Origin of the sequence: Acinetobacter sp. 22323, assembly GCF_052044895.1 — a bacterium.
GTDB lineage: Bacteria > Pseudomonadota > Gammaproteobacteria > Pseudomonadales > Moraxellaceae > Acinetobacter > Acinetobacter schindleri.
Map to the genome: position 1 here is coordinate 19,646 of NZ_JBQEOL010000019.1, position 14,534 is coordinate 34,179.

Below are 14,534 nucleotides of genomic sequence, written 5' to 3' on the forward strand. Positions count from 1 at the left end.
GTTTTTCACACAAGAAGGTCTCTTGGGCATGATTCTATTTAATGCTATTGTGAGCGCCACTGCAACAGAAAGGTAGCCTGTTTGTGAGCTTCGACGTAAGTGTAATTCCTCATAAAAATATTATTTTAGCTGTGACAGGCGGTATTGCTGCCTATAAAAGTGCAATTCTGGTCCGTCGTCTGAAAGATGCCGGTTTTAATGTTCGTGTGGTCATGACTCAAGGCGCACAGGCCTTTATCACGCCGCTGACGTTCCAGGCACTGTCGGGTAATCCTGTCCATACTGAATTACTGGATCCAGAAGCTGAAGCAGGCATGGGGCATATTGAACTGGCACGCTGGGCGGACCTGTTACTGGTCGCCCCAGCAAGCTGCGATACTTTGGCCAAATTCGCTGCCGGTCTGGCCGATGATTTGCTCAGTACACTTTATCTGGCGACCAACGCACCGGTCTGGGTAGCGCCAGCCATGAATCAGCAGATGTGGGCAGCCAAGCCGACGCAACGTAACTTGGCCACTTTGATTGAAGATGGCGTGCATGTGATTATGCCGGATGCAGGTTCACAGGCCTGTGGTGATGTAGGTTTGGGCCGTATGCCGGAACCGGAAGATCTGGCACGTCAGGTAACCGGGTATTTCCATAAGGCGCAACGAGCGATTGCAGAAAAATTTGGTCAGCTTGCGGGAAAGCGGGTCACGATTACAGCAGGCCCAACGCGTGAAGCGATTGACCCGGTTCGTTATATTTCCAATCACAGTACCGGAAAAATGGGTTTTGCCTTGGCGGCAGCCTGTTATGCTGCCGGTGCGGATGTAACACTGATTGCAGGACCAGTGACGCTGGATACGCCAAATGGCGTCAAACGTAAAAATGTCAGCTCAGCCGTGAAAATGCTGGATGAAAGTCTGCATATGCTAGAACAGGGCTGTGATATTTTCATTGCGACCGCTGCGGTTGCGGATTACCGCGTAGCACAAGTGGCAGAACATAAGATTAAAAAAGCCGGTGATGAGCTGAATGTCGCACTGATCAAAAATCCGGATATCGTTGCAACCATTGCCCAACAGGAAAAACGTCCATTTATGGTTGGCTTTGCCGCAGAAACACGAAATATTGAAGAATATGCAGCTGGCAAACTGGTCGCTAAAAAACTGGATATGATTGCCTGCAATGACGTTTCCCGTGCAGATATTGGCTTTGCCTCAGATGAAAATGCCATGACGGTATTCTTTGCAGAATCTTATCATATGGAAAAACGTGATCTGGAAAAGGCTTCCAAACAGGAAATTGCCCAGCAACTGGTTGAAGCCATTCATGATGCCCTACATCATGATCCTTCTAAGGATGATGATTTCTAAGTTATTTTATAAAAAAGCCCTGCATAGTCAGGGCTTTTTTATTTCTGCAGAATTGACTGAATGTTCAAAAGAAAACCAAGTATTTTGACCTTGAAAGACACTTTTGGCTATTTCGTGCCCAGTTTGAAAAAGATAAAATCACCCTATAAGAATCAGAATTTTTTTATTTTCCAGCCTCACTAATTTGAGCACTGGGGGTGGTATGAAAAGAATAAGTCTATTGTTTCTGACCTTGCTATTGTTTTCCTGCAGTTACTTTGTCTCTATTGATGAACTGTCGCGCAATATTCAGTCTCAGATGCAACGTGAATTTAATTCCAGTCTGGATTATCGCCATTACCGGTTAAAAGTCATGGATGTAAAAATCATGGAACGTTCTGGTGATCATTTTCAGGCCATTTCCCAGATACAGTATCAGGGCCAATCTTTTCCAGTTAAGGTCTCTATCCAGAAGGTGGAGCAGGGTTATAGCTGGCAGCTGGAAGATGATGCTTTTGCCTTTATTGATGAAGTTGAAATTCAGCGTTATGAACAGCAGTTACAGCAGGAACTGGCTATGATTTCTGCAGAATTCGAACAAGATGAAGGCTTTCGGAACGAGAAGGTCAATGAGATCACTGAGGCTGCAACGCGGGAATCCAGGACGACATCACAGCGGGTTGAAGAACCCATTCCTGTGGGAAATATTACCGCTTATACCCAATAAATTCTCTAGTCAAAAAGCCTTAATAAAAAAAAGCACCGGGGAAACGGTGCTTTTTAAATTAAAGATTCTGGGTTTGCTGTTCGAGCAGGTAGTCTTCAGTGCGTTTGATCGCCTCCTGAATATTGAACAAGGCATTTTCTACATCTTTTAAGGTTTTGGCATTACCACCGCTTAATGCCTGACGCCATTTACGCGCACCTGGCAAGTTCTGGAACAAGCCCAGAATATGACGGCTAATAATCGAGAGTGGTGCACCTTCTGCCATACGCTGGGCAATATACGGCATCATTTGTTGCATGATCTCAAAACGATCAGGAGCTTCAAGATTCCAAAGTTGGCCTAACTCGGCCAGTAAATACGGATTGTGATAGGCTTCGCGACCAATCATCACGCCATCCACATGTTTTAAGTGTTCAACCGTTTCCGCATAGGTTTTGATCCCGCCATTGATTTCAATCAGCAGCTCAGGACGTTCCTGTTTTAAACGGTAAACATCTTCATAACGTAATGGGGGAACTTCACGATTTTCCTTCGGGGATAGGCCTTGTAACAGGGCAATTCGGGCATGCACGATAAAATTATTACAACCCGTCTTCGCTACGGTATCGACAAAATGCAGCATCTCTTCATAAGACTGCATATCATCAATCCCGATACGATGTTTCACCGTCACCAGAATATCCACGGCATTGCGCATCTCACCAATACATTCTGCGACTAGATCAGGCTCCGCCATCAGGCAGGCACCAATTTTATTGTTTTGTACCCGGTCACTTGGGCAGCCGACATTCAGGTTGACTTCGTTATACCCCCAATCCTGTGCCATTTTGCTACAGGTGGCCAGGTCTTTGGGATTAGAGCCACCAAGCTGTAACACAACTGGCTGTTCTTGCTGATTAAAGTCCAGATGACGTTTGGCATCACCATGAATGATGGCACCTGTCGTTACCATCTCGGTATAGAGAATAATATTGGGATTAAACAGACGTGCAAAGAAACGATAATCTTTGGTGGTCCAATCCATCATCGGCGCAACACTGATTCGTGGTTGAAGTTGTTGTTCAATGGTCTTGAGATCAGTCATTCAAAATCACGCCTTAAGTTAGAAATGGAAGAGACAGCACGCCGTTGGGGCTTTGGGCGCTCACCGGCAGTGATACGGCCAGTAAAAGAGGGCGCAATATTAGCATAAAAATAATCAGGCTTCATGGCTGAGTACTAGCACTGCAAGAAAGCTTTCTAGGAAATTAAAAAGTATTGAATTCATTCAAATAGATGCAGAGGTCAAGGAATAGTTTACTAAACAGTAAAAGAGTTTAAGATAAAGAAAACAGGATAAAAAAAGGAGAAAAATAATGATGTTACTGGAAGAGATTTACAAAACAACAAAAGCTCAGCGTTCAGAATATTTCAATCTACGTGTTCAACGCAGTCTAAGCTGGTTAAGAAAAGCGGTAGAGTTACAGGCCGATTATGATTTTCAGTTTCTGAGCCTGTGGATTGGTCTGAATGCTCTTTATATACAGGAAAATGAAGATAGTCTTGATCAGCAGGTCTTATCACAATTTCTCCATCTCATCCTTAGCAAGGATCAGGAGAAAAGAATTTCTCAAATTTTATTGGGTCGCTATGAGATTACGCTGCATGCACTATTGAATAATCAATATCTCACTCAGCACTTTTGGGATTATCAACACAATAAGATTAGCCAAAGTGATTGTCGTGAAATGCTGAAGCAACAAAAAATAGAGGCTCAACAAGCGCTAGGACAGCAGGATATATTGAAGATGCTGTCAGAAGTTTTTAAGCGTTTCACTATTTTAAGGCAACAAATTCTGCAGGGTGGAGTGAGTTATGCCAGCGCCCTCAGTCGCAAGCAGATGCAGGAAAGTTGTAGTCTATTTTCAGCCTTGCTGAACACCTTTATCTATATATTGCTGGAACATGCAGCAGTAATGGATTCCGGCAAAGCCTACTATCCAGTGGTTCAAGTAAATTAGATGATCATTAGTTGGTTTTTACACGCGCATGATAAAACTGATCAATCAGGGCAAAGACGGTGGCAGCTAGTGCAAATATGAATCCAGTCAGGCAGCTCATGCTCCAGCCACCATGATGCCACGCGTATACTCCCGCTGCAGAGCCACAGGCACCTCCAATAAAATACAGGGTCATATAAATAGAGTTAATCCGGGATTTGGCATCCGGACGCAGGCGGAAAATTACATTCTGGTTACAGCTATGGGTAATCGCCAGTCCCAAATTAATTAGCGCATAACCTGCAATATAGCTAATCAACGATGTGCCACCAAAATAGAGAAACAGCCAGCTGCCTGCCAGAATTGAACAGCCAATCCAGCTCAGCAGTTTGATATAACCTCGGTCCGCCCATCTCCCAATTATTTGGGTTGATAATGCGCCAAAGACTCCCACTAAAGTGACTAATCCCACCATAACATCTGCCAGATGAAAGGGAGACTGTGTCAATAGCAGGGCAATGGTAGAAAACAGAATACTCATCGCAGCAAAGGCAAAAGCACCGGTAAGAGAACGAAATACCAGTCGTGGTTCTTGGGCCAACAGACTGCCCATAGAGTGGAAAATTCTGGCATAGCTGATTCTGAATTTTGGCAGCGTCGGTAGCTGCCCACGTAAATAGATTCCCAGGCACAGCATCGAGACTGAACTCAATGCATAGATGACTTTCCAGTGAAACAAGTCAGAGAGTAATCCGGCAATACTGGTCGACAGCAAAATCCCGACCAGTAAACCACTCATCAGAAAGCCAATCACTTCACCAGTTTTTTCCGGTTTAACGGTCATGGCCGCTAAAGGAATCAGCACCTGTGCCGCCACAGAAAATAAACCGGCGATAACCGTCCCTAACCAGAGCATGGGCAAATTGATTGCTGTGGCACAGATCATCAGTCCCAGCGCAGCCCCCCACATCAGGGCAGGAATCAGCTTGGTCTTATTCAACATGTCACCCAATGGCACGATGAACAGCAGGCCCAGTGCATAAGACACCTGAGCAAAGGTCACGGTCAGGGCGACTTGCGATTCAGGTACCTGATAATATTGCTGAATTGATGAAATCAGAGGCTGACAGTAATAATTCGCCCCAGCACATAGACCACATGCAATTGCCATCAGCCAGAGCAAAGGCTTATTTTGACTGATATCCAGTGCAGGATTCATGACAGCTACCTTATAAGAAGCAGAAGACTATTTTTGATAATGGCATCAAAAAGATGCAAAGATTGCAGGCACTATAGGTCAAAATAGCACATGATAAAAGTAGAAAAATACAACAGAAATTGAAGACAGATCTAGTTATTACCATCTCTGAATATCTTCAAAACCATAACTGATGCGTATTTAATCTTTTTTTTCTTACAAAGTATCTTAAGTTGTCGAAACGGCACTGAAGAAAAACATTGCAATTGAGTCAGAGATAAAACTGTATTCTATTGCACAAATATAGTGCAAATTTGACAATTTATGATGCTGAGCCAGTTTAAGGTATTAATATAATAAATGACTCAAAAATTATTTTTTAACGATTATTAGCGTAGTTTTAGACTTGAGTAGAATAACTCAAAAGAGCCAATTAAATGAAACATTAAACTCAACTGATTTAAAAATTTTATGATTAAAAAAGGAAAAAGTTATAGGAAAACATGGTTTTCAGGAGTTCCAAATGAATCAGTATAATTCAGTTAAATTTGTCAAAGAAGTCAAGGAATCAAAAAGTGCCCAATAAAAGTGCCTAAATTAGAGCATTTTGGCATGGCGGAAAAGGGAAGGAGTACAGCAAAAAAAATGGAACGACTGTCAGAATGATCAATGTAACAAAGTACAACAAAAATTAAGCTAAGAAAAAATGAACAAAAAAGGAAATATCCTTTAAGAGAATGAATATCGTTTATAAATTCAGCAGATCAAAAAATCAGGGCCTAACTTATAAATGATATATGACAACATCATTTTTATGAATCATCAGTTCAAAATATAGGTATTTATTAAATAAATATTGGGTAGTATTTTGGAATGGTTTGATTAGAATCCAAAAATTCAACAAAAACACATTCTGAGGGGAAACATCGTTTTTGCGATGTTTACTTAAGAAAAAATTAGCTTGAGGGACGCTCATGCAAATCGGAATTCCAGCCGAAACTGTCGTCGGTGAACATCGTGTCGCTGCGACACCTGAGACAGTAAAGAAATTGATCAGCGCTGGTCATAGCGTGATTATCGAACGTGGTGCAGGGGTAAAAGCTGCCTATATCGATAGCGCTTATGAACAGGTTGGTGCAAAAATTACGGATGATGCCTATACCGGTAGCCAGATGATTTTGAAAGTTCGTGCACCGAAGGGTGAAGAAATTCAAAAATTACCTGCGAATGCTACAGTTGTGGCGATGTTTGACCCATACCGCAATACCGAGCTTGACCATTTCGCGGCACAGAATGTGTCTGCATTTGCATTGGAACTTTTGCCACGCACCTTGTCTCGTGCGCAAAACATGGATGTCCTGTCTTCTCAGGCGAACCTGTCGGGTTATAAAGCAGTGCTTCTTGCTGCAGCAGAATACCAGCGCATGTTCCCGATGCTGATGACTGCGGCAGGGACGGTTAAACCGGCTCGTGTCGTGATCATGGGAGTAGGGGTTGCAGGTCTGCAAGCGATTGCAACTGCAAAACGTCTCGGTGCTGTTGTAGAAGCAACCGACTTGCGTCCTACAGCTAAAGACCAGGTTGAATCTTTGGGTGGTAAGTGGTTAGACGTACCAATGTCTGAAGAAGAACAGCAAAAAGCAGCTGATGCGGCTAAAAATGGTTATGGCTGGATGCCAGGTGAACAGTATATCAAGGATCAGGCGATCATCGTTGATAAAGCAGTTTCCAATGCGGATATTGTGATCACGACTGCACTATTGCCAGGTCGTGATGCGCCACGCTTAATCCGTACCGAGACCGTTGCCAAAATGAAACCAGGTTCAGTCATTTTAGATATGGCGGTTGAAACTGGCGGTAATGTAGAAGGCTCTCAATGCGGTGAAACGGTTGTGACTGAAAATGGCGTGAAGATTCTGGGTATTCCGAATATTCCTTCAACCTTGTCGACTGAAGCATCTGCACTGTATGCACGTAACGTTTTGAACTTCGTTGAAACTTTATTTGATAGCGAAAAGAATTTTGCCATCAATCCAGAAGAAGAAATTCAGAAAGCCCTACTCGTCACTCACGGCGGCCAAGTGCTGTTAAAGCGTGGTTAAGGAGAGTACTCATGGTTGAAACTATTACGATTTTTGTCCTTGCCATCTTTGTAGGTTACTACGTGGTATGGGGCGTGACTCCAGCTTTGCATACGCCGTTGATGGCGGTAACCAATGCACTTTCTTCAATCATTATCGTGGGTGCGATGATTCAGACTGTTGGTTTACCCATGGTCGGTGTTGAAGGCAGCGTAGACTTCCAGACCATTAACGTGGTGAGTGTACTTGGCGCAATTGCAGTATTCCTGGCGAGCATTAACATTTTCGGTGGCTTTGCCGTGACTGCACGTATGCTGGAAATGTTCAAACCAAAACAAAAGAAAAAAGAGGGCTAATTGATGGAATTCATTCGTGAATATGCAAATTGGTTCTATTTGGTTGGTGCCATTCTCTTTATCTTGACGCTACGTGGTTTGTCAGGTCCTAAAACAGCAATTGCAGGTAACCGCTACGGTATGCTTGCCATGGCGATTGCGGTATTGACGACTTTCTTTGTCGCAGAAAATCCGGTGATCTGGATGATCCTTGGTGCAATGGTGCTTGGTGCAATCGTAGGTATTGCCCGTGCGAAAACTGTACCTATGACTCAAATGCCTGAAACCGTCGCGCTGATGCACTCTCTGGTAGGTTTGTCCGCAGTTCTGATTGCTATTGCTGCGATTATCCATAACAACAAGTTAATCGAATTGGGTCCAGACCTTTTAGCTGCAAATGGGGTAACTTTCCATGAAATGAGCAAAGTGCATTTGTTCGAACTCTTCGTGGGGTGTTTCGTCGGTGCGATTACTTTTACTGCTTCTGTATTTGCTTACGGTAAACTGGCTGCGAAGAAATGGGCAAAAACCATTTCAGGTGCTTGGGTAAAACCAATTCAGGCATTGATCTTTATCGCAATGCTGGCAGCAGGGATTCACTTCTTCCTGACTGGTAACATGACATCCTTCTGGGCAATGACTGGTCTAGCACTGGTATTCGGTTGGGTATGGATTGCACCAGTCGGTGGCGGTGATATGCCAGTTGTGGTATCGCTCCTGAACTCTTTCTCTGGTTGGGCAGCTGCAGGTATCGGTTTTACTTTAGAAAACAACATGCTGATCGTTGCTGGTTCGCTGGTGGGTTCTTCAGGTGCAATTCTGTCTTATATCATGTGTAAAGCGATGAACCGTTCGATCATCAACGTTCTGTTCGGTGGTGCGATGGGTGGAACCGCAACAGCAACAGCGGGTGCAGGCGAGCAGGTACAACGTAATCATCGCTCAGGTTCTGCAGATGATGCTGGCTTCCTGATGTCGAATGCAGACAGTGTAGTCATTGTACCCGGTTATGGTATGGCGCAAGGCCGTGCACAGAATGCGGTGAAAGAGTTGGCGAACTTGTTAAAAGAGCAGGGTGTGACTGTACGTTTCGCGATTCACCCGGTTGCAGGTCGTATGCCTGGTCATATGAACGTATTGCTGGCTGAAGCTGACGTGCCATATGAAGACATTCTGGAAATGGATGAGATCAACTCTGACTTCCCGGCAACAGATGTAGTACTGGTAATCGGTGCGAATGACGTGGTTAACCCGGCGGCCAAAGACGATCCAAGCTCACCAATTTACGGTATGCCAATTCTGGAAGCGCACAAGGCACGTACGATTTTGGTGATCAAGCGTTCTATGGCAACAGGGTATGCTGGTTTGGACAATGACCTGTTCTATAACGATAAGACCATGATGATCTTTGGTGATGCCAAGAAAGTTGTGGAAGATATGACCAAAGCCATTAATGGTACGGGTCACTAATTCCTAAAATCTTCTTCCAGATCCTCTTTTGTAAAAGAAAGGTCGAGATGAATTAAAAGATTTAGAAAAAAACCACCTTCGGGTGGTTTTTTTATTTTTGCTCTTATTTCTTATGCACCACAATTGATTGATATTTCATTTCAGGTGGATATTTATCTTGTGAATTAGGAATTATTTATCTATGAAAATTTGATGGGTTCACCATTAAACTACTTCTTCAAATAATTTTAAAATTCATAAATTGTATGGCATTGTTCTTGCTATTTCCTCATTAAGAGCTAGGGGGATTACATGACAAAAATAAAATATTTAGGGTTATTACTGGGGTTGTTGAGTTTGCCTATCTATGCAGCTGAACCAGCAGAAATGGTAAAAAATATCCAGGAAATCCGGATATCGCTGGACAGTGTCTGGGTGGTGATGGGCGGTATTCTGGTGTTCTTCATGCAGGCGGGTTTTGCACTGATTGAGAGCGGCTCAGTCAGAAGTAAAAATAGCGTGAATGTTTTAATGAAAAATTATATGGATGCCTGTCTTGGAGGGCTGGTTTTCTGGCTGATAGGTTTTGGGCTTATGTTCGGGATTAATCATACCGGGTGGTTTGGTAGCTCACATTTTGCACCGGATAATTTAGATAGCTGGAGCTGGAATTTACTCTTCTTCCAAATGATGTTTGCCGCAACAGCAACCACCATTGCCAGTGGTGCCATGGCAGAGCGTATTCATTTTGTCGCCTATGTGGTGAGTGCCGCTTTTGTGAGTGGCTTAATTTATCCAGTTTTTGGCAGTTGGGCGTGGGGGAGTCTATTTGAGGGTGAAGGCTGGCTCAAAGCCATGGGCTTTATTGATTTTGCTGGTTCAACTGTAGTGCATTCGATTGGTGGCTGGGTTGCTTTGGCGGGCATTATTGTATTGGGTCCACGTATAGGGCGTTTTGGCCGTAATGGTCAAGTGCACTATTTACCCGGCCATAATCTGCCTTTAATTGCCTTGGGTGGTTTTATTTTGTGGTTAGCCTGGTTTGGCTTCAATGCCGCTTCTACAGTCAACGCCGATGTCAGCATCGGGCGGATTGCTTTAAATACCCATCTCGCAGCGTGTGCGGCGGCAGTGGCTTATATGCTATTTGCCCTGGTACGACGTAAAGCAATTTTAATAAGGACTACGATTAATGCTTCCTTAGGTGGGCTAGTGGGGATTACAGCGGGTTGCGCCACAATGAGTCCTATGTTTGCTGTTATAACCGGACTGGTAGCAGGGTTGCTGGTTAGTGTATTGCCAGCACTACTCGAGAAAATGCGTATTGATGATGTGGTGGATGCTGTCACTGTACATGGCTTTTGTGGTGCTTGGGGGACGCTAGCTGCGGGTATCTTTTATGAAAGTAAAATGTTTGATAGCAGCATTATTGCTGTTCAGGCAGTAGGCGTTGGTGCCGGATTTGCCTGGGGCTTCGGGGTGGCATTTATTGTATTTAAAGTGCTGCATATTATTTTAGGTGGTTTACGTGTGAGTGCACAGCACGAGCAGCGTGGTCTGGACTATACCGAGCATGCTGAACTGTCTTATCCAGAATTCCAGCGAGATGTAACTTTCGATACGGATCACATTACCAAACGACATTAATGGATAGGAGGGTATAACATGAATGCAGAAGTGCTCAATCTAGAACAGCGCCGCCAGGCTATTCAGCGTGGGCTACAGCATTATTTTCAAGGACCTCACCTAGAACAGATCGTAGGATATTGGGAACAGGAATATAGCGGGCAGCCTGCTTTTGTACTGAATCGCTTTCTTAGCGAGATTTGTACTACAGAAGAGCTTAAGCAGAACCGGAAAGATATGCTTAAACAGGTACTGCATGAACTGACCATTCTGGAAAAAAGTGAATGGATCGAGTCTGAAGATACAGAGGCAGTATCTCTTAATCAGAAGGCACAGTACCAGGCTTATATTGAGTTTGGAGAATCAGTTCTTGATCAGGTCAAGCTAGAAGATCAGCAAGACTTTTATAGGGAGCTGGCACAACAACTGGTACAAGACCGGATTTTGTTCCAGGAAACTATTCAGAAATTGCAGAAAAGTGCGGATTTGCTGAGCTATGTATCTTCAAAACTTTATGCACAAGCCATTACCAGTCTATATCAGGTATTCTGTGACTTCTATGGCCCACAACGTAGTGATCAGGTCTATGCTCAGGCCAAGAATTTGATCAAACAAAAATACCCAGAAGCTAATTTACAGCAACTCCTTTGAATCTTTTCGGTTAAAGTTTATTTTGAGCCAATAAAAAAAAGCGGCCTCCATGGGCCGCTTTTTTAAGAATCTGTTTTATGCCACTGAATCTGCAGGAGCATTGCTCCACAGGCTTTCTAGGTCATAGAATTTACGCGCTGTAGGAAGCATGCAGTGAACCACTACATATCCGAGGTCTAGGAGAATCCATTCAGCATCACGTTCGCCTTCGATGCCAAGTGGACGGAAGCCAGCTTTACGTGCTTCTTCAGCAACATTGTTGGCAAGAGATTTGATGTGACGGGTAGAGGTACCGCTGGCAATGACCATGGCATCAGCAACATTGCTCATACCGCTGACATCAAGCACAACAACTTCTTTGGCCTTTACATCTTCAAGTGCAGCATGCACAACTTTCAAGCAGTCTTGTACAGTCTGTAAGTGTGAATTCATAGTAAGATCGTGAGAATTAGAAGCGCTGGGCGATGGTTCTAAATTCATGGGGGATATAATTTCCTAACAATTATGCATGATCTAATATAGCGGTTTTGCCCCGAAATTTCAAATCAGCACATTGTTCGGTTTGTAATCAATCTGCAAAATATCGGGTCTTCCAGCCAAAAGACGCTGCTGAATGCTTCAGCGGGCGATATTCTGCTGCCACATAGCCTTGATATTGGCTATTCTCTAACCATTGAAAAATCTCGACATAATTAACAATAGCTGTACCAGGTTCATGTCGCCCTGGACAGTCTGCAAATTGAATGTGTCCAATTGTGTCAATATTCTCTTTTAAAGCTTCAAATACATCTTCACCCATCATCGCCATATGGTAACAGTCATATTGCATCTTTAAGGCTGGATGTTGGACTGCTTCGAGCATTTCCTGTGCTTGAGCTACATTTTGCACCAGGAAGCGTGGCATGTCGGTCCCATTGATCATCTCAAAGACTGGCTGAATACCATGATCTGCCAACATCGAACAGGCCATTTTCAGATTATCTGCCAATGTATTCAGGCAAGGTAACAGGTCACTATCCAGCGGCTGTTTACCTGCCAGAATATTGACGCTCGGTACTTTCAGTGCGGTTGCATATGTAATCGCTTGTTGCATCGCTTGATGAAATTCAATCTCCTTGCCGGGTATGCCAGCCAGTCCATGACCGCCTTGCATCAGGTCACCTGCTGGGACATTGATCAGGCATAAACTCAGCTGATGCGCTGTCAACTGTGCCTGAATCTGCTCGATAGTCAGTTCATAAGGAAACTGGATTTCTACATGGTCAAAACCATGCTCACGGGCAAGGGCAAAACGTTCCAGCAGGGGAACTTCCGTAAAAATCATGGAAAGGTTGACTGCGAATTTTAACATCTGAAGCTCCTTGCACTAAATATGGAAATAATCGTGAAAATGAAGTTATTGAACGTGCTGAATGACAGTCGCTAGATCCGTTTCGCTATAGCCATTCTCTTGATGAGCCTTGAGCTGAGATAAAGCTTGAGAAGCAACCGGAATATTTAGCGCATGTGCTGCTGCAAGCTGTACTGCATTATTGAGGTCTTTGGACAAGGTCTGAACTTTCCATTGCACCGGTTCAAAGGTCTGGGTGGCCATACGCGGTGCCAGAATCTGAAACGGTTTTGAATCCGCGAAACCACCGGCCAGCGCTGGGGCAAGCAGGGTGGTATCTACTCCAGCACGTCCAGCCAGTGCCACAGCTTCGGCAATCAGTGTACTGTTTGCCGCGACAATCAGCTGATTACAGATTTTCGTCGCTTGTCCTGTACCTGAGTCACCCATGCGAGTCACGCGATGGGAGAGGACTTGGTAAATTGCAGCTAAAGAAGAAATAATCTGTTCATCACCGCCGGCAAAGACCACGAGACTGCCTTGTTCAGCACCGGCAGTACCGCCAGAAACTGGGGAATCAATCCAGATCACCTGTTGGGCCTGCGCACGTTGTGCCAGTTCCAACGTCTGCTGCACAGATAAACTGGAGAAATCTACAATCACCTGTTGTGCAACCAGATAAGGCTCAATCTGTTCATACACTACTTTAACGGCTAAATCGTCCGCCAGACAGATGAGAACTACCGGATAATTTGCAATCTGCTCAAGCTGCAATAACTGTGCACCTTGAGCAATCAATGCATCACAAGCAGAAGCAGTACGGTTCCAGACAGCAACTTCAAAGCCTGCCTGAATCAGCCGACTGGCCATACGGCTACCCATCAGGCCTATACCGAGAAATGCGATTTTAGTGGTTTGATCAAACTGCATGATGCTATCCGATATCTACTGAGATGATCTTATGAATACTGGCGAGGCTGGAACTGGACTTCTGGATTCTTGTCTTTCTTGCGTGCCAACTGGCTGTTTTTGCCGAGGAGTAATTTTAACTGCCAGATTTTTTCCATACGTAAGGATTTGTTTGGTTGATGTTCCATGGCATCCAGCACATATTTAGACGCCATTAAAGCATCTGGAGAACGCTGCAACATTTCTTCAGCCAAGGCTTGTGCTTTTGCTAGAGGTTGCTCATCTACATGAGTGATCAGGCCGATCTGCTTGGCATAGTTACCGTCAAAAATACGCGCGGTCAGTGTCAGTTCTTTGGCTAGATCCAGACTGATTAAGCCTTTTAACGAACGGCTCAGACCCATATCTGGTACTAAGCCCCAACGGCTTTCCATAATTGACATTTGAGTCTGTGGATGAGCAATCCGAATATCTGCTGCCAGTGCCAGCTGCATGCCTGCACCAAAACAATAGCCTTCCAAAGCTGCAATCACGGGAACCGGTAATTCTTGCCAGATCAAAAATGCTTTCTGAAATAGACTCTGACCCGGACGCAGCAGTTCCCAGGCTGCATAGGCACGATTTTTTGGATTATTTAAATCAGCGAGATCAATCCCGGCACTAAAGACCTGTGCTTCACCTGTCAGAATGACACAGCGGATACTTTTATCCTTTTTGATCGTGTTGGCGGTTGCAACAAGTTCACGCAATAGCGCAAAACTCATGGCATTACGTTTGTCCGGACGGTTTAAACTCACCGTAGCAATTCCATTATTTTTTTCTAAACGAACCAGTGACATGGCTAAACCCTTCATTTTTATTGCCCTGAGCATAGCATGTGCGTTAGATCACGTGCATGACACTTAAGTCACG

The 14,534-nt window shown here is 44.3% G+C and carries 14 protein-coding genes; 8 read left to right on the top strand and 6 right to left on the bottom strand.

What is annotated here, in order from left to right:
- The first annotated feature begins 83 nt into the window (after positions 1-83).
- Both coaBC and ACTJIX_RS12265 read left to right on the top strand, forming a co-directional pair.
- Positions 84-1,358 carry a bifunctional phosphopantothenoylcysteine decarboxylase/phosphopantothenate--cysteine ligase CoaBC gene (coaBC, locus tag ACTJIX_RS12260; protein ID WP_004891364.1) on the top strand — a complete coding sequence of 425 codons (1,275 nt, stop codon included), beginning with the start codon at positions 84-86 and terminating at the stop codon, positions 1,356-1,358.
- Positions 1,359-1,560: 202 nt separating this feature from the next.
- A complete protein-coding gene (locus ACTJIX_RS12265; protein WP_004891368.1) occupies positions 1,561-2,064 on the top strand; it encodes a hypothetical protein in 504 nt (167 codons plus the stop codon).
- A gap of 58 nt (positions 2,065-2,122) precedes the next feature.
- Here the strand turns inward: ACTJIX_RS12265 and dusA are convergent, their stop codons facing one another.
- The gene (gene dusA, locus ACTJIX_RS12270) at positions 2,123-3,148 is read right to left on the bottom strand and encodes a tRNA dihydrouridine(20/20a) synthase DusA (RefSeq protein WP_440611480.1); all 1,026 of its coding nucleotides are present in this window, start codon (positions 3,146-3,148) and stop codon (positions 2,123-2,125) included.
- 271 nt (positions 3,149-3,419) lie between these two features.
- Between dusA and ACTJIX_RS12275 the strand changes: the two genes are divergently transcribed.
- A complete protein-coding gene (locus ACTJIX_RS12275; protein ID WP_004891373.1) occupies positions 3,420-4,064 on the top strand; it encodes a hypothetical protein in 645 nt (214 codons plus the stop codon).
- A gap of 7 nt (positions 4,065-4,071) precedes the next feature.
- On the opposite strand, the gene ACTJIX_RS12280 is transcribed toward ACTJIX_RS12275, so the two are convergent.
- Positions 4,072-5,262, bottom strand: a complete 1,191-nt coding sequence (locus tag ACTJIX_RS12280; RefSeq protein ID WP_004891376.1) for an MFS transporter — start codon at positions 5,260-5,262, stop codon at positions 4,072-4,074.
- A 953-nt stretch (positions 5,263-6,215) separates the two neighbouring features.
- On the opposite strand from ACTJIX_RS12280, the gene ACTJIX_RS12285 reads away from it, so the two are divergent.
- From ACTJIX_RS12285 to ACTJIX_RS12305, 5 genes are all read left to right on the top strand, one after another.
- Positions 6,216-7,343 carry a Re/Si-specific NAD(P)(+) transhydrogenase subunit alpha gene (locus ACTJIX_RS12285; RefSeq protein ID WP_004891379.1) on the top strand — a complete coding sequence of 376 codons (1,128 nt, stop codon included), beginning with the start codon at positions 6,216-6,218 and terminating at the stop codon, positions 7,341-7,343.
- Positions 7,344-7,354: 11 nt separating this feature from the next.
- A complete protein-coding gene (locus ACTJIX_RS12290; protein ID WP_004783638.1) occupies positions 7,355-7,678 on the top strand; it encodes a proton-translocating transhydrogenase family protein in 324 nt (107 codons plus the stop codon).
- A 3-nt stretch (positions 7,679-7,681) separates the two neighbouring features.
- Entirely contained in the window at positions 7,682-9,127 is a 1,446-nt protein-coding gene (locus ACTJIX_RS12295) for an NAD(P)(+) transhydrogenase (Re/Si-specific) subunit beta (RefSeq protein WP_004891381.1), read from the top strand.
- Between the two features lie 291 nt (positions 9,128-9,418).
- Entirely contained in the window at positions 9,419-10,753 is a 1,335-nt protein-coding gene (locus ACTJIX_RS12300) for an ammonium transporter (RefSeq protein WP_004891384.1), read from the top strand.
- Positions 10,754-10,771: 18 nt separating this feature from the next.
- A complete protein-coding gene (locus ACTJIX_RS12305; RefSeq protein ID WP_004891387.1) occupies positions 10,772-11,383 on the top strand; it encodes a hypothetical protein in 612 nt (203 codons plus the stop codon).
- A gap of 75 nt (positions 11,384-11,458) precedes the next feature.
- Here ACTJIX_RS12305 and rsfS read toward each other — a convergent pair whose 3' ends face one another.
- From rsfS to ACTJIX_RS12325, 4 genes are all read right to left on the bottom strand, one after another.
- Positions 11,459-11,863 carry a ribosome silencing factor gene (rsfS, locus tag ACTJIX_RS12310; protein ID WP_004816041.1) on the bottom strand — a complete coding sequence of 135 codons (405 nt, stop codon included), beginning with the start codon at positions 11,861-11,863 and terminating at the stop codon, positions 11,459-11,461.
- 88 nt (positions 11,864-11,951) lie between these two features.
- The gene (locus ACTJIX_RS12315) at positions 11,952-12,734 is read right to left on the bottom strand and encodes a hydroxypyruvate isomerase family protein (protein ID WP_004891390.1); all 783 of its coding nucleotides are present in this window, start codon (positions 12,732-12,734) and stop codon (positions 11,952-11,954) included.
- 45 nt (positions 12,735-12,779) lie between these two features.
- Positions 12,780-13,643: an NAD(P)-dependent oxidoreductase gene (locus ACTJIX_RS12320; protein ID WP_262478750.1), complete on the bottom strand. Its 864-nt coding sequence runs from the start codon at positions 13,641-13,643 to the stop codon at positions 12,780-12,782.
- Positions 13,644-13,672: 29 nt separating this feature from the next.
- Entirely contained in the window at positions 13,673-14,461 is a 789-nt protein-coding gene (locus ACTJIX_RS12325; RefSeq protein WP_026056767.1) for a crotonase/enoyl-CoA hydratase family protein, read from the bottom strand.
- Positions 14,462-14,534: the final 73 nt, after the last annotated feature.